At 56.3% G+C, this 16,108-nt stretch carries 14 protein-coding genes; 7 read left to right on the top strand and 7 right to left on the bottom strand.

Features of this window, described 5'->3' with window-relative positions:
* Positions 1–39: 39 nt before the first annotated feature.
* The 3 genes from ASF69_RS05285 to ASF69_RS05275 form a co-directional block, all read right to left on the bottom strand.
* Positions 40–1,293 carry an FAD-binding oxidoreductase gene (locus ASF69_RS05285; protein ID WP_062586060.1) on the bottom strand — a complete coding sequence of 418 codons (1,254 nt, stop codon included), beginning with the start codon at positions 1,291–1,293 and terminating at the stop codon, positions 40–42.
* A 73-nt stretch (positions 1,294–1,366) separates the two neighbouring features.
* Positions 1,367–2,851 (bottom strand): glycosyltransferase family 39 protein, encoded by a 1,485-nt coding sequence (locus ASF69_RS05280; RefSeq protein ID WP_244475410.1) that lies wholly within the window; start codon positions 2,849–2,851, stop codon positions 1,367–1,369.
* 251 nt (positions 2,852–3,102) lie between these two features.
* Positions 3,103–5,391: an NADP-dependent malic enzyme gene (locus ASF69_RS05275; RefSeq protein WP_062586057.1), complete on the bottom strand. Its 2,289-nt coding sequence runs from the start codon at positions 5,389–5,391 to the stop codon at positions 3,103–3,105.
* Positions 5,392–5,711: 320 nt separating this feature from the next.
* Between ASF69_RS05275 and ASF69_RS05270 the strand changes: the two genes are divergently transcribed.
* The 3 genes from ASF69_RS05270 (at position 5,712) to ASF69_RS05260 (ending at position 8,430) form a co-directional block, all read left to right on the top strand.
* Positions 5,712–7,142, top strand: a complete 1,431-nt coding sequence (locus ASF69_RS05270; protein ID WP_062586056.1) for a mannose-1-phosphate guanylyltransferase/mannose-6-phosphate isomerase — start codon at positions 5,712–5,714, stop codon at positions 7,140–7,142.
* A gap of 280 nt (positions 7,143–7,422) precedes the next feature.
* Entirely contained in the window at positions 7,423–7,956 is a 534-nt protein-coding gene (locus ASF69_RS05265) for a DUF992 domain-containing protein (protein ID WP_062586055.1), read from the top strand.
* A gap of 84 nt (positions 7,957–8,040) precedes the next feature.
* Positions 8,041–8,430, top strand: a complete 390-nt coding sequence (locus ASF69_RS05260; protein ID WP_062586054.1) for a cytochrome c family protein — start codon at positions 8,041–8,043, stop codon at positions 8,428–8,430.
* Between the two features lie 3 nt (positions 8,431–8,433).
* Here the strand turns inward: ASF69_RS05260 and recX are convergent, their stop codons facing one another.
* From recX to ASF69_RS05240, 4 genes are all read right to left on the bottom strand, one after another.
* Positions 8,434–8,985: a recombination regulator RecX gene (gene recX, locus ASF69_RS05255; protein WP_062586053.1), complete on the bottom strand. Its 552-nt coding sequence runs from the start codon at positions 8,983–8,985 to the stop codon at positions 8,434–8,436.
* A gap of 96 nt (positions 8,986–9,081) precedes the next feature.
* Positions 9,082–10,308 (bottom strand): adenylate/guanylate cyclase domain-containing protein, encoded by a 1,227-nt coding sequence (locus tag ASF69_RS05250; RefSeq protein ID WP_062586051.1) that lies wholly within the window; start codon positions 10,306–10,308, stop codon positions 9,082–9,084.
* A 215-nt stretch (positions 10,309–10,523) separates the two neighbouring features.
* The gene (locus tag ASF69_RS05245; RefSeq protein ID WP_062586050.1) at positions 10,524–10,754 is read right to left on the bottom strand and encodes a helix-turn-helix domain-containing protein; all 231 of its coding nucleotides are present in this window, start codon (positions 10,752–10,754) and stop codon (positions 10,524–10,526) included.
* Positions 10,755–10,974: 220 nt separating this feature from the next.
* Positions 10,975–11,871, bottom strand: a complete 897-nt coding sequence (locus ASF69_RS05240) for a helix-turn-helix domain-containing protein (protein ID WP_062586048.1) — start codon at positions 11,869–11,871, stop codon at positions 10,975–10,977.
* Positions 11,872–11,955: 84 nt separating this feature from the next.
* On the opposite strand from ASF69_RS05240, the gene ASF69_RS05235 reads away from it, so the two are divergent.
* The 4 genes from ASF69_RS05235 (at position 11,956) to ugpC (ending at position 16,102) form a co-directional block, all read left to right on the top strand.
* The gene (locus ASF69_RS05235; RefSeq protein ID WP_062586045.1) at positions 11,956–13,230 is read left to right on the top strand and encodes a sugar ABC transporter substrate-binding protein; all 1,275 of its coding nucleotides are present in this window, start codon (positions 11,956–11,958) and stop codon (positions 13,228–13,230) included.
* A 77-nt stretch (positions 13,231–13,307) separates the two neighbouring features.
* A complete protein-coding gene (locus tag ASF69_RS05230; protein WP_062586042.1) occupies positions 13,308–14,168 on the top strand; it encodes a sugar ABC transporter permease in 861 nt (286 codons plus the stop codon).
* Positions 14,165–15,001 carry a carbohydrate ABC transporter permease gene (locus ASF69_RS05225; protein ID WP_062586041.1) on the top strand — a complete coding sequence of 279 codons (837 nt, stop codon included), beginning with the start codon at positions 14,165–14,167 and terminating at the stop codon, positions 14,999–15,001. Before ASF69_RS05230 ends, ASF69_RS05225 begins: the two co-directional genes overlap by 4 nt.
* Positions 15,002–15,016: 15 nt before the next feature.
* Positions 15,017–16,102 carry a sn-glycerol-3-phosphate ABC transporter ATP-binding protein UgpC gene (gene ugpC / locus ASF69_RS05220; RefSeq protein WP_062586039.1) on the top strand — a complete coding sequence of 362 codons (1,086 nt, stop codon included), beginning with the start codon at positions 15,017–15,019 and terminating at the stop codon, positions 16,100–16,102.
* The last annotated feature ends 6 nt before the right edge of the window (positions 16,103–16,108 follow it).

Here is a 16,108-nt window from a genome sequence, read left to right as displayed (position 1 = left end):
TTGGCCCGTCCTCTTGGACGGGCCATTTTTGCTTTTGGCTTAGCCAAACCTGCTGGCGCGGAACGGATCGACGGATATGGCCGGATGGTTTCCTGTCACAAGATCGGTGACGAGTTTCGCGGTTGCCGCTGATTGCGTCAGGCCGAGGTGGCCATGGCCGAAGGCGTAAATTACCGAATTGCTGGCCCTGGAAGGGCCGATGACAGGCAGGCAATCCGGCAGTGAAGGCCTGAATCCCATCCATTGCTTTCCGCCTTCGGTCTTCAAACCTGGCAAGAAGCGCTTTGCCTTGTTCAGCAGAGCTTCTGAACGGCGGAAGTTTGGAGGCAGATCGAGACCGCCGAGCTCAACCGCGCCACCGACACGGATACCGGATGATAGCGGCGTGACGACGAAGGCGTGGTCGTTGAAATAGAGTTGCCGTGTCAGATCGAATGCGCCTTCGGGAAGCGTTGTGTTGTAACCGCGCTCAGTCTCCAGCGGCACAACATCCCCCAACGATGCCGCGAGTGTTTTTGACCATGCTCCGCAGGCAATGATGACCTTGTCGGCATCTATTTTTTCGCCTGATTTCAAGGAAACGATCGTGCTCTCGCCAACGATCTCGATGCGCGTGGCTTCGCCCTTGTGAAGCGTTGCGCCGCGCGCAAGGACAAGATCGGCAATCGAGCGCGTAAACTCGTATGGATCGGCAACCTGAAGACCGCCAGGTGTGAACATGGCATGTTGGAATTGCGGAGCGAGCCCCGGCTGCAGCCGCTCGATTTCGCTTCGATCAACCCGCGAAAAGGCAATCCCGGCCTTTTCTTTCAGGTCCCAGTCGTGGCGTGCTGCGTCGAAACTGGTTCTGTTGTCGTATAGGTCGAGGGTGCCGGTGTTGGAGATATGGCCGGCGAGTTCTGGAACAGCGGCTACCTTCTGCATCTCGCTTGCGGCCAGCGCCATCATTCGCATCTGCACATCAAGACCATACCGGAACCTGCGCGGAGAACTGGCTTTCCAGAAACGCCAGAGCCATGGCGCTATTTTCATCGCATAGGCGGGTGGCACGCTGAGGGGACCCAACGGATCGACAAGCCAGCGCGGCGCTTTCTTCATAATCCCCGGTGCCGGGATGGGTATGATTTCAGGAAACGCCAGAATGCCAGCATTACCCGCGCTCGCGCCGCGGGCAATTTCACCGCGTTCCAGAAAGGTCACCGACCTGCCGGCATTCTGAAGATAAAGTGCTGACATCACGCCGATGATGCCGGTTCCGATGACCAGCACGTCGCATTTTCCTGAAGATTTCATAGGCTGCATCCCGCAAATCGATGGGCACTGACTAACACGCCTGAATACAATCTGTCGACAAGATTGCGTTTGGCTATTTTAACAGGTCGCTTGGTGTCACGACGGCGTAATTGTAGCGCACTGCGCGATCCTTGATGGGGTAGAAGTGCGGGAGATCAACAAGATGTCTGGTAGGGGTTTTGACCTTCAGGTTCAGCTGTCCTTCAACCCACTGGGAAAGTTCGGCGACGGAATCATCGTCTCCTGTCCAGACAAGCAATGCAGGATGCTCATCCGTTATTTTGAACGGCGGATCGTAGTCGTTATAGATTGTTGTGGCGACTGGCACCTGCGGGAATACAAAACGGAGGTTTCCGCCGGATGGCCAGTCCGGCGTGACGATAACCGAGGGCGAAATGCCTTCCTTCTCTGCAATATAACGTTGGAATGCCTGCCAGTCATAGTTGGAACTGGAAGCCCTGCCTCTAGCAGCTGTTAGGGGCTGCGCCAGCAGCATGGCGACCGGGATAAGCGCCAGCATGATCAGTGGCACTGGCAAGAACCTTACGGCAAATTCCTGGATATCGGCCAGCCGTTGTTCCAGAAAAAGCGCGGCGAGGATCGGAAACGGCAAGAGAAGCGGCAGCAACCACCTGTCGCGCAATTCCGTCATTGTCGTCATGAGAATGACGATGGCCATCAGCGTTGCGATGGCAATGAAATAGTGAAGGAAAAAGCGCAGCCACGGATTTGAATGCGTGGCGCTTCTGGTCAGCTTTCCTTTGGAAGCCAGCGCCAGGAGAGCGGTGGGTATGGCAATGATGATAAGAGAACCAGCAATAAAGCGGCCCAGTCCGCGCCCGATCTGCAGAGCGCGACTTTCCGGCGCATCTTCTGCCATCCTCTTCAGGGTTACTTCCGATGCGAAGGCCAGGTTATCGATCAGCCAGAATATGTGAGGCAGAAACACAATGATGCTGACCGCGATGGTAAGCAGAAACCGGCGATCGAAAATGCGGCTACGACCCTGCGGGTGCAGCATGACAGCGAAAAGCACTGCTGGCAGCGCAAGCGCGAAATTGTATTTCGATAACATTCCCAGTCCTGCGATCAGGCCAACCAGAAGGTAGCCCATTGTCGTCGGTCGCTGCAGAAGCCGGATGCTGTAATAGAGAAGAAGTGAGAAGGTCAGCATGAACATGGCGGTATGGGTCAGATCCCGCTGCGCCTGCCAGAATACCTGTGGAATGACGAAAAGCGCCATGGCGGCCACAGCCACCAGACGCTTGTCCTCGAGAACCCGCTCTGCCGTTTTCACGAAGACAGCGAATGTCAGAAAAAGTATGAGATTTTTTGCAAAGGCAAGCGTGGCCATCGATGTTCCCAAAAGGGCGAACACGGCCTGCTGGTACCAGTTATAGAGTGGCGGTTGCGCATCGTAACCGAGAGCCAGCCACTGCGAGAAAAGGATCTGCTGCGCCTCGTCGATCCTCAGTGCTGGGGGTATGATCTGCCTTACCACGACCTGCAGGAGAAAATAGGCGCCAAACAAGGCTATGACCGCATTCGGGCTCCGCATGAGACCCAATGACAGTCGCCTAAAAAAGCCGGAGTGCCTTTCATTTGACGGTTTTTCCGCCGAATGCCCCGATATGTCCATGAGCCGTCCATTCTGGTGGAAAGCGCCGTATTCTATCGGCGCTTCGATAGCGGTGAAAAATCCGAACAATGTGGCCGAACCAAGGGTTCGACCACACCTTCTACGGATACTGCCGCTTCATGCAAGCATGTTTGCAGGCTCAGTGCGCGTCACCTCAACACGCCGATGTGTCAGTGCCCGGCATTATAGGCGGCAATGGCGGCCATATTGACGATATCGCTGTCCTTCGCCCCCATCGCGGTAATCTGCACGGACTTGTCCAGCCCCACCAGCAAGGGGCCGATAACAGTAGCGCCACCCAATTCCTGAAGCATTTTCGTAGAAATGGAGGCCGAATGAATGGCAGGCATGACCAGAACATTGGCCGCACCCGACAGGCGGGTGAACGGATACTGACTTTGCATCTTGTGGTGATTGAGGGCAACGTCGGCTGCCATTTCGCCATCGACTTCAAAGTTGACGTTACGCTTGTCCAGTATCCGCACGGCTTCGCGCACCTTGTCGGAACGCTCGCCAACCGGATGGCCGAAGGTCGAATAGGCCAGCATGGCCACCCGAGGCTCGTAACCGAAGCGTCGGGCAAGACCTGCGGCTTCTACCGCTATATCCGCGAGATCTTCCGCAGACGGCATATCGTGAACGGCGGTATCGGCCACAAAGACAGTGCGGTTGCGTGACACGACGAGGGACACCCCGATGACCCGGTGTCCCGGCTTGGTGTTGATGCAACGCCGGACATCTTCGAGCGCAGTCGAATAGTTTCGGGTTGTCCCCGTTACGACGGCATCCGCGTCACCCATCGCGACCATGCAGGAGGCGAAGTGGTTTCTGTCGTTGTGAACGAGGCGCTGGACGTCACGTAGCAGGAAGCCCTGGCGCTGCAGGCGGGCATAGAGGTAGTCGATATAGACATCGACGCGTTGGGACAGGCGGGCATTGGTAATCTGTATGGTGGAGCGGTCGAGATCGATGCCCGCCCGTTCTGCATTGGCGCGAATGATGTCATCGCGTCCCAGCAGGATGGCGGTGCCAAGACCCTGCGCGGTGAAGGAAATCGCAGCGCGCATGACCTGCTCTTCCTCTGCCTCCGCAAAGACAACGCGCTTTGGCGAACGGCGAACACGTTCGTAGAGGCGCTGTGTCGTTGAAGCCATTGGATCGCGCCGGGCAGACAGCTCGCGGGCATATTCTTCCAGGTCGCTCATGGCGCGTCTTGCAACGCCGGTTTCGATTGCGGCCCGGGCAACGGCAACGGGGATAGCCGAAATGAGGCGCGGATCGAAGGGAACGGGTATGATGTATTGCGGCCCAAAGCGGGGACGCACGCCCTGATAGGCGGCTGCAACATCGTCCGGGACGTCTTCGCGCGCGAGATCGGCGAGCGCCTTGGCTGCGGCAATCTTCATCGCATCGTTGATCTGGCTGGCGCGCACATCCAGTGCACCGCGGAAGATATAGGGGAATCCGAGAACATTATTGACCTGGTTTGGATAATCCGAGCGCCCTGTTGCCATGATGGCATCGTCGCGGATACGCGCCACTTCCTCCGGTGTGATTTCCGGATCCGGGTTCGCCATGGCGAAAATGATCGGCTTGGGCGCCATGGACCGGATCATGTCCTCGGTAAATGCTCCCTTCTGGGAAAGGCCGAATACGACGTCCGCGCCCTTCATTGCCTCAGCGAGAGTGCGGTTGTCTGTCTTGGCGGCGTGGGCGGATTTCCACTGGTTCATGCCCTCGGTGCGACCCTGATATATGACCCCCTTGGTATCGCACAGCGTGATGTTGGCGGGGTTGAAGCCCATGGCCTTGATCAGATCCATGCAGGCAATAGCGGCCGCTCCCGCACCATTACAGACCAGCTTCGTCGTTTCGAAGTCGCGTCCCGTCAGGGCAATTGCGTTGATGAGGCCTGCTGCGGCGATGATGGCGGTTCCATGCTGGTCGTCATGGAACACGGGAATATCCATGATTTCCCGCAGGCGGCTTTCAATGATGAAGCATTCCGGCGCCTTGATGTCCTCGAGATTGATACCGCCGAATGATGGCCCGAGATAGCGCACACAGTTGATGAACTCATCGGCGTCTTCGGTATCCACTTCCAGATCGATGGAGTCGACATCGGCAAAACGTTTGAAGAGAACCGATTTGCCCTCCATGACCGGCTTTGACGCCAGCGCACCGAGATTGCCAAGACCGAGGATGGCGGTGCCGTTGGAGATGACCGCGACCATATTGCCGCGGGTCGTGTAATCATAGGCCGTGTCAGGGTTTTCCGCGATTGCCTTAACGGGAACTGCAACGCCGGGAGAATAGGCGAGGGACAGGTCGCGCTGCGTCGCCATCGGCTTCGTAGGTGTGATTTCCAGTTTGCCGGGTCGTCCCTGAGAGTGAAAGTCCAGTGCTTCCTGATCGGTTACGGAAGTCTTCCCGCCCGTGGTTTTCGCGTTGTCTGACATGGCTCCCCACTTTTCTCGTTCGTTGCAAATGGTTGTCGTTATTATTGTATTTTCCACAAGCCTGCCAGCATCGAGTGCCCGCCGCAGTGAGAAATCGCAATATTGAGCACCGCGCGAACGCTTCAACCGATTAACCGTTCTTGAATTTTCGGGAACCGGCAGGATGCCCGGTCGTTGGTCAAACGGCGGGTCGGGGCAAGATGACATGATAATGTGCCTGGAGTATGCGAAATGGCAATGCGACCTTGGCATTCATCGCCACGCATGTTTTCTTGCCTGCCGTGTAAAGAGTGAAGAGTTGACTTTGAAAGGTGATTTCAGTGAACGGACAAGTTCGAAAGATTATTCCGGTCCTTCTGGCAGGGGGCGCAGGCTCCAGACTTTGGCCAGTCTCGCGCGACCAGCTGCCAAAACAGTTCCAGCCTCTGGTCGGGGACTTGTCCACATACCAGCAGACCTTGCAACGCGTGAGCGACGAATCCCTCTACGATGAGCCGCTCGTTATCACCAATGAGGATTTCCGCTTCTTTGCCCGCCGTCAGGCGGAAGAGATCGATGTCAAGGCAACTGTCGTTTTGGAACCGGCTCGACGCGATAGTGCTGCGGCGATGGCAGCTGCCGCCGTGCTCGCAGAGCGCAGGCAGCCGGGCTCTCTCGTACTTGCACTTGCTGCAGACCACGTCGTGCTTGAAAACGAGAAGTTTTCCGATGCCGTGAGACTCGGCTCGCAGGCTGCAGAAGAGGGCAACATCGTTGTTTTTGGTCTCACGCCGACAGAACCCCGAACCTCGTATGGCTACATCAATCCCGGCCACCCCATCGGCGGTAACGAGGACCTGTGCGTCGTCGAAGCCTTCGTGGAAAAACCGGATGAGGAGACCGCCGTCCAGTACGTGGAAAAAGGCTATCTTTGGAACTCCGGCAATTTTCTCTTCCGCGCGGATGTGATGATCGCCGAGCTCAAGGCGTATGCGCCGGAAATTCTCGAAGCGGTGACACGCTCGGTTGACGAGCATGAGAGCGACCTTGGTTTTGTAAGACTTCACAAGGAAAGTTTTGAAGAGTCTCCGAAGAATTCGATCGATTATGCCGTTATCGAGAATACCAAGCGCATGGCGGTGGTACGAGGACATTTCCGCTGGTCGGATATCGGTAGCTGGGATGCAATCTGGGAGATTGCCGACAAGGAAGAGTCCGGAAACGCAGTCGAAGGGCAGGGCATTTTCGTGGATTCGGAAGGTTGCCTCATCCACTCGCACAACATTCTGACAACCGTTGTCGGAGCCAAGGATCTCGTCGTGGTAGCAACCAAGGACGCGGTGCTTGTGACGCCTAAAGACAGGGTCCAAAGCGTAAAGGGTCTGGTTGAGTCTCTCAAATCCAGCGATCATGCGCGCAAGACCGAGATACACAGGCGCGCATATCGTCCATGGGGCCATATCGAGCAAACCGACTCAGGCACGCGTTACAGAGTAAGCCACCTCAAGGTAGAGCCCGGTCACCGCATTTCATTGCAGCAGCACTACCACCGGTCCGAACACTGGATCATTGTGCGCGGCACCGCGACTGTGACGATTGATGGCGAAAGCCGCCTTCTGACAGAAAACGAGTCGATCTATATTCCGTTGGGCAAGCCGCATCGTCTCGCAAATGACGGTCAGATCCCGCTCGAACTGATCGAGATCCAGACAGGCTCGTATTTTGGCGAGGATGATATCATCCGACTTCAGGACGACTACAAACGCAGCTGATGCAGCAAATCGTGAGCCGGATTGGCACGCAGGGAAGCGCTTGCGCCTGCGTGCCGAATTGACACGAAACCCTTGCCCGTAGGGAGAATTTGGGCGCCCTAACTGCGCCTTAAATGCTCCATACCCAAAATGTCTGACTTGATCAGACCGGCCTCTTTTCAGGCCTTGTTGACGTGGCGTGGATCGTTTTTGAAGAACAAACGTTACTCCTGCGCCATTCAATATCCGAAAAGGGCAAAAGGGCTGCTGCGGGTCAAGAATTAAAACAGGAGAAAACAAAATGAAAAAGGCTTTTGCCGTTACTTTCGCCGCAATGACGCTGGGCCTCGGTGGTACCGCAAGCGCAATCGCTGCTGACCTCGCGACCTATCCCGAAGCGACATATCAAGAGCAGGACGACCGTAACGGCGTCAAGATCGGCTATCTGACCTGCGAAGTGGGCGGAGGCGTTGGCTACGTCATTGGCTCTGCAAAGGAACTTGATTGCACATTCCAGTCCACCATGGGCGCTCGCCGCACCGACCATTATAGCGGTGCGATCCGTAAGATGGGCGTAGATCTCGGCTTCACTACCCAGGGCAAACTGGTATGGGCAGTATTCGCACCGACAGCTGGTTACCATAAGGGCTCGCTCGGCGGCCTCTATCAGGGTGCAACTGCAGAAGCCACTGTTGGTCTTGGCGTCGGCGCCAATGTTCTCGTCGGCGGAACGTCCGGCTCTATCCAGCTGCAGACAGTGAGCGTCACCGGACAGGTCGGCCTTAACCTTGCCGCAACCGGCACATCGGTCACACTGAGCCCGATCAACGGCTGATCGTAACGTCGATCTGACGCAGTCACAAAACGCTCCTCATGTCGTAAAAGACTGGGGAGCGTTTTTGCTTTTAGGGGTGAGGTAATGTTGAAGAAGACGAGATTTCTTGCTGGCTGTCTGGTTGTCGTGTCAGCATCTGCTGCCTTGGCAGACGGCGATCCCCAACGCGGTGAGCGTTCCTTCAGCAAATGTTCCGCCTGTCACAGCATTGAAAAGCCCAGAACCCGGTTGGGACCACATCTCATGGGCGTGGTTGGCAGACCTGCAGGTTCAGTTGCCGATTACGGCTATTCCGATGCCATGAAGGGCGCTGGGGCAAATGGGCTGGTGTGGACGGAGGAGAAGCTGCATGCTTTCCTTTACAGTCCCAAGAAGACGGTACCCGGTACCTCCATGCGTTTCTTCGGCCTGTGGAGCGACAGCGAAATTGATGACCTGATTGCCTATCTGAAAACGGTCCCTGCACCGCAATAAGCATCAAGGGGATGGTTGCGAGAGGATTTCCTCGGCGTCCTCAGGCGACATCCGGTAGACACGGTTCGCGATGTCGAAGCTATATCCATTGCGAGCGAAAGCGGAAATTTCCTTCTGCATTCTTTTCTCGTCGGGCTCTTCCCGGCGAAAAGGTCCGAAACGACGTTTGCGGGCCATGATGACGGCGGAATAAAGGTCGTCAGTATCGGTCAAGGCCTGGGCCGCGATCTCCTTGCTCACGCCTTTCAAACTCAGTTTCTGCGCAATCGCCCGTTTTGATCTGCCGCCACGAATTGACGAGCGAGTGGTGATTTCAGCAAACGCAACGTCATCAAGCGCCTTGATGTCATAGGCAAATTTAACCGCAGCATTGGCAAGGGCTTCGATCTGCTCTGGCGTGATCTCTTCAAACTTCTGCTTTGCCTTGCGCGCAATCGCATCGAACAGCTGCTTTTCCGTCATCATCCGGCGTTCAAGCCGATAGATCGTGGAATTGCGCACCCACGTCATCATTCTGGCAGTGGGAGCCGTTACGCCTTGGTCTTCTTCTGTCATCGCAGACAGTCCTGTCGTCCATTCATCCTGGATTGGCTTTTAGGACAAAATGTCGGTTTGTGAAATCCGCAGCGGAACTGCATCGCCTGCGAGTGGTCACGGATGTGACGGGAGCGCATAGACATTGATCGGAGTTTCCAGCCCTCTGAGCGTGCGCAGGCCGACATTTTCGAAATTTCGGATGTTGCCAGCCATTTCGACGAATGTATCCGACATCAATACCGGCCGTTTGATTTCCTTGGTCAGGCTTTCCAGACGTGAGGCAATGTTGACGGCTGGGCCAATGACCGTGAAGTCGAGGCGTCGTTTCGATCCGATATTCCCGTACATCACGTCACCCACATGCACGCCGATACCATAGCCGAGGGGATCGTGACCGCGTTTGATATTTGCCTGGTTCAATGCGTCAAGATGAACCTGTGCTTCCTCTATGGCGGCCACAAGGTTTGCGCAGGCATCAGGGTCGCTCAAGGGGAAAATAGCCAGCAATCCGTCGCCCATGAATTTCAGGATCTCGCCGCCGAATTTTTCGATCGGATCCGACATGGCGTCGAAATACCCGTTCAGCAACTCGATCACATCGTCGCGTGGCCACATATCGGAAATATGCGTGAAATCGCGTAAATCGCAGATCAATATGGCAGCGCCGACCGTGGTGCCACTGCCGCGCCGTGTTGCGCCATCAAGAATTGCCTGGCTGGCATGGGGCCCGACATAGGTTTCCAGCAAAGTGCGGGCGATGCGGTTTTTCAGGCGAATTTCCGAGACGAGTGAGATCGCTGGAACCAGATTTCGCAGCGTTTCGATTTCGTCGTCGGTGAAGCCACCCGGCTGATCACTGGAGAACGTGACGACATGGCGTTTGTCGAAGGTGTGGTTCAGCGGCCATGCACAATATTCCGTCAATCCCTGAGCGCGAAGGTCGGCGTAGATCGCGTATTCGCCGGGAAGTGGCGGGGTATCGAGCCGGTAGCGCAATTCAGTAAGGCCAGCATGGATGTCATGCACAGGGCTGTTGCGGTACTCCACGGTATTCTCGGACCCATATGCGTAGGTTGTGAATTCAGCCTCCTTCAACTCCCTGCGCCAAAGAATTCGGGCGCCGCGAAATTGCGGATTCTCCACCATGAAATTCAAGGCTGCTCTGGCAACCGACACACCCATATTGTTCAGCCGCTGGCAAAGCTCGACAAACAGATTGTCGATGAAACGCTGGCCGCTGGTTTCCAGCACAAGCCAGTTCAATATCTCGTAGGGCCTTGAGGGCCACAAATGGCTCGATGCGCGAGAGGGCGACAGTTCAGCGTGGTTTGCTTCTGTCATGGGGGGCTCACAATGCAGGTTTGGAATCTCGAAATCTTTGCATCACGCCGATGTTATCGAACATGATGGATTCTGCATGTGGTATATGAGGCGTCATTTGTTAAGGGCCAGAAAACGACAAAAGCGTTTTTCCAGAATTTCTCGCGCATCAATGGTAAATTTGATGGAGATAACAGGCGAGAAAAAGCCCTCGAGGAGAGGGCTTTTTTATACAGTCAAACGATAGTCGAGAAAGGTATTTGTAACGCTGCGGCAACTCGCTGGATGTGAGATGGATTGCTGTCCGCCCCATTTTCCAGGTCGGTGATTTCCTGCACGGTCAAGCCGCAGGTAATGGCCAGTTGTTCGACCGTGTATCCGGCGCTGTTTCGAGCAGCAGCAATTTTTTCCGCAAATGGCGCGTTGGTATGATCGCTGGAATCAGGCTGAGAAACAGATATTGTCATTATGATCTCCCTAGAATGGACATTGAATGGAACCGGCGCCCATTGGAGTTTCCGGCATTTAATGCGACCGCGCTGCATAGGAGAGGTGTATGCTGCAGCGCAGCACGGAAAATAGCCATCTTTCCCGTTCAAGCAATAGTTAAATTTTCGTAAGGATTTTGAAGGCCTGATTGCAGCCGCCCTACCGTCCAGTCCGCGACGTCTGTTGAATGCTATCGGCTTATGCAGTGCCGCCGGAACGCATGTCCCGCCTGAAGTCGGACGGGGACATGCCCGCCACCTGCCGGAACGCTTTGTTGAAGGCGCTGACGGAGCCGAAACCGCTTTCCATCGCCACGTGCAGAATATTGTCGTTGTTGTTGATCAGCATGGCCTGGGCGCGGGAGAGGCGCAACAACGTCAGGTACTTGATCAACGTCATGCCGGTCGATTTGCGAAACAGGTTCATGGCGTATTTCGGGTGAAGGCTGGCGGAACGCGCTATGTCTGTGGCGTCTATATCGTCCAGAAAATTGGCGGCGATAAAGTCGCACATTCTCACCACACTGAGTGAAGGAGAGCTTTCTGCATCGATTGTCTTGCATTCCTGAGGGCTCGGCGAAATGACCGTGTATGGCTCAAGGAACATTCTCTCCACACGTAGCAAAAGCTCTTCGACGGCATTTTCTGCCTTGAATGGATCGCCTGACGTCGCATAGCGGAACCAGCGGGCAAAATTCTCATCATCCGAGGGGTCGGTCACCGATGTCAGCATGGTTGCACCGCCCATAAGCCTGCTGGACACCGCAGCCGGTAATCGCATTCTGAAGAAGTGAACGAGCGGCAGATGGGCGCCCGCATAGAAGGAATCGTCGGAGGATTCGTCCATCTGGTGGGCCTGTCCACCCCAGAAGAGGCACATTTGCCCCGCTTCGATGCGAAAGGAATGGTCGCCCATGCGATAGTGAACGCTGCCCCTCATCACATAATTGATTTCGATCTGCGCGTGCCAGTGGGGCATGAGCATGACGGGCGGATGGGCGTGGAAAAATTGCAGCTTGGTGGGCGCACCTTCGATGCTGCTGGCGCCCGGCTGATAGATCGCTCTTTCCGAAATCTTACTTTCCGCCAAATCCATGTTCCCTTTCTACGAGACAGTTCATCTCGTGCCGCTAATCTGCACGTGTCGTTGGAGGACGGCAATTGAAAAGGGAGGTTTTCAATGAGCTTTAAAATTATCGGCGCATCCGTAACGCTTGCGCTTCTTGCTGCCGCACCCGCTGCCGCACAGTCCACCACCATCACCGTCTGGAGCTGGAACGTTGCAGCATCTGCCCTGAAGTCTACACTTGAAGGCTTCAACAAGAAATATCCTGATATCAAGGTGGATGTTCAGGATCTCGGAAACAATCAGGTTTACGACAAGGCGATTGCAGCCTGCGCCGCTGGCGGAGAAGGTTTGCCGGATATCGTGACCGTGGAAAACTTCGAGGCAGAAGTGTTCTGGAGCCGTTTCCCGGATTGCTTCACCGACGTCACAGCGCTTGGCTATACACCCGAAAAACAGGCGCTTTTCCCGGAGTTCAAGCGGACCGAACTTGAGGTTGATGGCGTCGCTTACGCGGTGCCGTGGGATTCCGGCCCGGTTGCCATGTTCTACCGCCGTGACTTCTACGAAAAGGCGGGCGTTGATCCGGCGACCATCAAGACCTGGGATGACTTCATCGCCGCGGGCAAGAAGGTCATGGAGGCCAATCCCGGCACGGTCATGACACAGGCAGACTTCAATGGAGACAGCGAGTGGTTCCGCATGATCTCCAACGAGCAGGGATGCGGTTACTTTTCGACAGACGGGCAGAGCATCACCATCAATCAACCGAATTGCGTGGCAACGCTCGAAAAGCTCAAGCAGATGAAGGACGCAGGCATCATTACGGCCGCCATCTGGGACGAGAAGATCCAGGCAAATACCGCAGGCAAGGTGGCCACGCAGATGTATGGCGGCTGGTATGAGGGCACGATCCGCTCCGGTTCGCCGGATCTGGCCGGCAAATGGGGCGTCTACGCCATGCCTAGCCTGACTGCGGATGGCCCACACGCGGCCAATCTCGGCGGCTCCTCGCTTGCCATCAGCTCGGCCTCGCAGCACAAGGAAGATGCGTGGAAATTCGTGGATTATGCCCTGCTGACCAGCGAGGGCCAGGTCACGATGCTGAAATCCTTCGGGCTCGTGCCGTCATTGCTTTCAGCTGACAAGGACGCCTTCGTCAAGCAGCCACAGGCATTCTGGGGCGGTCAGGCCGTCTGGTCGGATATTCTGGCGACCCTGCCGAAAATCGTTCCGAGCCGTGGCACCGCATTCCAGTCCGATGCCGAAGGTATCTACCGCGCCACGCAGACCAAATATCTCGCCGGTGGCTTCCCTGATGCCAAGACGGCGCTTGATGATGCAGCAAAGCAAATCGAAACCGCGACCGGCGTTCCGGTTGCGCAATAGCCTCCCAGACCGACCGTTGCCGGACGCCTCCGCGCGAGGCGTCCGGCTAAAATCTCATCTGGCTTTGCGAGGTTGATATGCCGTTGCGCAACAGGATCGCATATGCGTTTCTTGCCCCCTATCTGCTGATCTTCGCTACCTTCTGGCTGTGGCCGATCATCAATTCATTCCTGCTGTCGTTTCAGAACACGCGCGTCAATCCATGGCGTTTTGCGCCATCGATGAACTGGGGCCGTCTTGTCGCCGATCCCGCTTTCTACAATGCCTTGCAAAACACCCTGATCATCCTGATCGTGCAGGTGCCTGTCATGATCGCGCTGGCAACGGTCATGGCGGTTCTCTTGAATTCGCCGCTCTTAAAGGCACGCCCGCTCTTTCGCTTCGCCTTTTTCGCGCCTGTTGTCGTCGGCGAGGTCGCCTATGCCGCCGTGTTCCGGCTGATGTTCAGCGCCGATTTTGGCATCATCAACAAGTTGATCACATCTGTGGGGTTGTCGCCGGTTCCGTGGTTCGACAATTCCACGGCAGCCATGGCGCTCATCATCATCGCGGTCACATGGCGCTGGGCAGGATATAACGCCATCATCATCCTGGCCGGGCTGCAGTCTATCCCTGGCGATGTCTACGAGGCGGCGCGACTGGACAATGTCAGCAGGCGCCAGCAGTTTCTCTATATAACGCTGCCGCTGCTCAAGCCGATCATCATGTTCTGCGTCGTGCTCTCGGTTATCGGCACCATGCAGCTGTTTACTGAACCCTTCCTCATTACCAACCGCGGAGGGCCGGGGGGCGCTACGGAGACGCTCGGCATCTTCCTTTATCGCCAGGGCTTCACCTCACTCAATTTCGGTTACGCTTCGGCCATTGCCTATACGATTGCGGCACTCGCAGTTGCCATTTCACTCTTCAACATGTGGCTCGGGAGGGATGCGAAATGAGGTCCAGATCAAGATCCCTTTTCTGGCAGAAAGTTGCCCTCCACGCGATTTTGACACCGCTCGCGATCATCTGGCTGTTTCCTATCTGGGTCATGTTCGTCTTCTCGACGATGCCCGATTACGGCATCTTCAGCCCTGAAATCGTACTCCTGCCTTCCACTCATTTTGTGGAAAATTTCCGCAATCTTCAGGCCGACACGGATTTTCTGCGCGCCATGTCCATCTCCATCGGGGTTGCGGTTGTCTATACGGCTGTTTCCGTAATGCTGACATCCATGGCGGGGTGGGCGCTGGCGCGGTACAGATTTGCCGGGCGCACTGTCGTTGTCGCCATCATTCTGGGAACGATCACGCTGCCTTACGCGGTGGTCGTCATTCCGCAGTTCATCATGGTGGCGCGGGAATTCAAGCTTGCCAACACCTGGGTCGCGCTCATCGTGCCACCCCTGTTCAATTCGTTGGGCGTTCTGTTCATGCGTCAATCCTTCTCGATGATGCCGGGTGAACTCTTTGATGCGGCCCGCGTGGAAGGCGTGAAGGAGTGGCAGATCTTCCTTCGTATCGCCTTGCCTCTGGCAAGACCCACCATGGCAGCGCTCTCGATCATCCTCTTCCTTGTATCCTGGAACAACTATCTCTGGCCGCTGCTGATCAATTCGCGGCCGGGAATGATGACCGCTCCGGTGGCGCTGGGAACGCTGATCGGGCTGACCAAGGTGTCCTGGGGCGGCATCATGGCAGGCGCCATGCTTCTGACGGCGCCCATCCTCGTCGTCTTCGTGCTTTTGCAGCGCCATTTCATCGCCGGCATTTCCGCCGGCGCCGTCAAGTAATCCGGGAGGAACCGCATGGCGGAACTGTCACTGAACAATGTCGTCAAACGTTATGGTGCGCTGGAGGTCATCCACGGCGCTAATCTGGAAATCGCTGATGGCGAGTTCGTTGTCTTCGTGGGGCCCTCCGGCTGCGGTAAATCGACCCTGTTGCGCATGATTGCCGGGCTGGAAGATATATCCGGCGGCGAAATCAGCATTGGCGGCAAGGTGGTCAACGATGCCGAGCCGACAGAGCGGGGCATCGCCATGGTCTTCCAGTCATACGCGCTTTATCCGCATATGACGGTCGAGGAGAACCTGTCTTTCGGGCTTCGCATGAACGGCAATCCGAAGGCCGATACCGAGCAGCGTGTTCGCCGCGCCGCCGATATCCTGCAGATCAATGAGCTGATGCAGCGTCGACCAAAACAGCTCTCCGGCGGGCAGCGGCAGCGGGTGGCGATCGGCCGCGCCATTGTGCGCCAACCGCGCGTGTTTCTGTTCGATGAACCGCTTTCCAATCTCGACGCTGAATTGCGTGTGCAGATGCGGGTAGAAATTTCGCGGCTACACAAGCAGCTTGGCACGACCATGATCTACGTCACCCACGATCAGACCGAAGCCATGACGCTGGCCGACAAGATCGTCGTGCTGCGGGCTGGAAACATCGAGCAGGTCGGTGCGCCGCTCGATCTTTACGATGATCCCGCCAACCGCTTCGTCGCCGGTTTCGTCGGCTCCCCAAAGATGAATTTTCTTCCCGGAAAAGTCATCGCGCAGGGGGCAGGAGGCGTCACCGTGCAGGTGTCGAACGAAGCCGGCGCGACGATTACCCTGCCGGTTAGCTCCACGGTCGCCGTTGGCAGTGAAGTCGCGCTTGGCGTGCGGCCCGAACATTTTGGCGATGCCGGCTCAGGTGATGCCGATCTGACCGTCGAGATCGATGTGGCCGAGCATCTGGGCAATACCAGCTACGTCTATGCGCGCATGGCTGGCGACATCCCGCTCATCATCGAGCGCCCTGAATCAAGACATTCGACACATCAGCAGCAGCTGACGGTGTCGATTGTCGCTGCCAGAACCTTTCTTTTCGACAGCGCCGGTGCCCGCCTGCGCTGAGACGTG

The sequence above is a fragment of the Rhizobium sp. Leaf311 genome (assembly GCF_001423445.1).
In the GTDB taxonomy this organism is placed as follows: domain Bacteria; phylum Pseudomonadota; class Alphaproteobacteria; order Rhizobiales; family Rhizobiaceae; genus Agrobacterium.
This window is presented reverse-complemented; position numbering and strand designations above follow the sequence as displayed.

What these genes read in the sequence shown, in the direction of transcription:
- ASF69_RS05285 (WP_062586060.1), bottom strand. Translation starts at nt 1,293, where the DNA reads ATGAAATCTTCAGGAAAATGCGACGTGCTGGTCATCGGAACCGGCATC.
- ASF69_RS05280 (WP_244475410.1), bottom strand. Translation starts at nt 2,851, where the DNA reads ATGCGGAGCCCGAATGCGGTCATAGCCTTGTTTGGCGCCTATTTTCTC.
- ASF69_RS05275 (WP_062586057.1), bottom strand. Translation starts at nt 5,391, where the DNA reads ATGTCAGACAACGCGAAAACCACGGGCGGGAAGACTTCCGTAACCGAT.
- ASF69_RS05265 (WP_062586055.1), top strand. Translation starts at nt 7,423, where the DNA reads ATGAAAAAGGCTTTTGCCGTTACTTTCGCCGCAATGACGCTGGGCCTC.
- ASF69_RS05260 (WP_062586054.1), top strand. Translation starts at nt 8,041, where the DNA reads ATGTTGAAGAAGACGAGATTTCTTGCTGGCTGTCTGGTTGTCGTGTCA.
- recX (WP_062586053.1), bottom strand. Translation starts at nt 8,985, where the DNA reads ATGACAGAAGAAGACCAAGGCGTAACGGCTCCCACTGCCAGAATGATG.
- ASF69_RS05250 (WP_062586051.1), bottom strand. Translation starts at nt 10,308, where the DNA reads ATGACAGAAGCAAACCACGCTGAACTGTCGCCCTCTCGCGCATCGAGC.
- ASF69_RS05245 (WP_062586050.1), bottom strand. Translation starts at nt 10,754, where the DNA reads ATGACAATATCTGTTTCTCAGCCTGATTCCAGCGATCATACCAACGCG.
- ASF69_RS05240 (WP_062586048.1), bottom strand. Translation starts at nt 11,871, where the DNA reads ATGGATTTGGCGGAAAGTAAGATTTCGGAAAGAGCGATCTATCAGCCG.
- ASF69_RS05235 (WP_062586045.1), top strand. Translation starts at nt 11,956, where the DNA reads ATGAGCTTTAAAATTATCGGCGCATCCGTAACGCTTGCGCTTCTTGCT.
- ASF69_RS05230 (WP_062586042.1), top strand. Translation starts at nt 13,308, where the DNA reads ATGCCGTTGCGCAACAGGATCGCATATGCGTTTCTTGCCCCCTATCTG.
- ASF69_RS05225 (WP_062586041.1), top strand. Translation starts at nt 14,165, where the DNA reads ATGAGGTCCAGATCAAGATCCCTTTTCTGGCAGAAAGTTGCCCTCCAC.
- ugpC (WP_062586039.1), top strand. Translation starts at nt 15,017, where the DNA reads ATGGCGGAACTGTCACTGAACAATGTCGTCAAACGTTATGGTGCGCTG.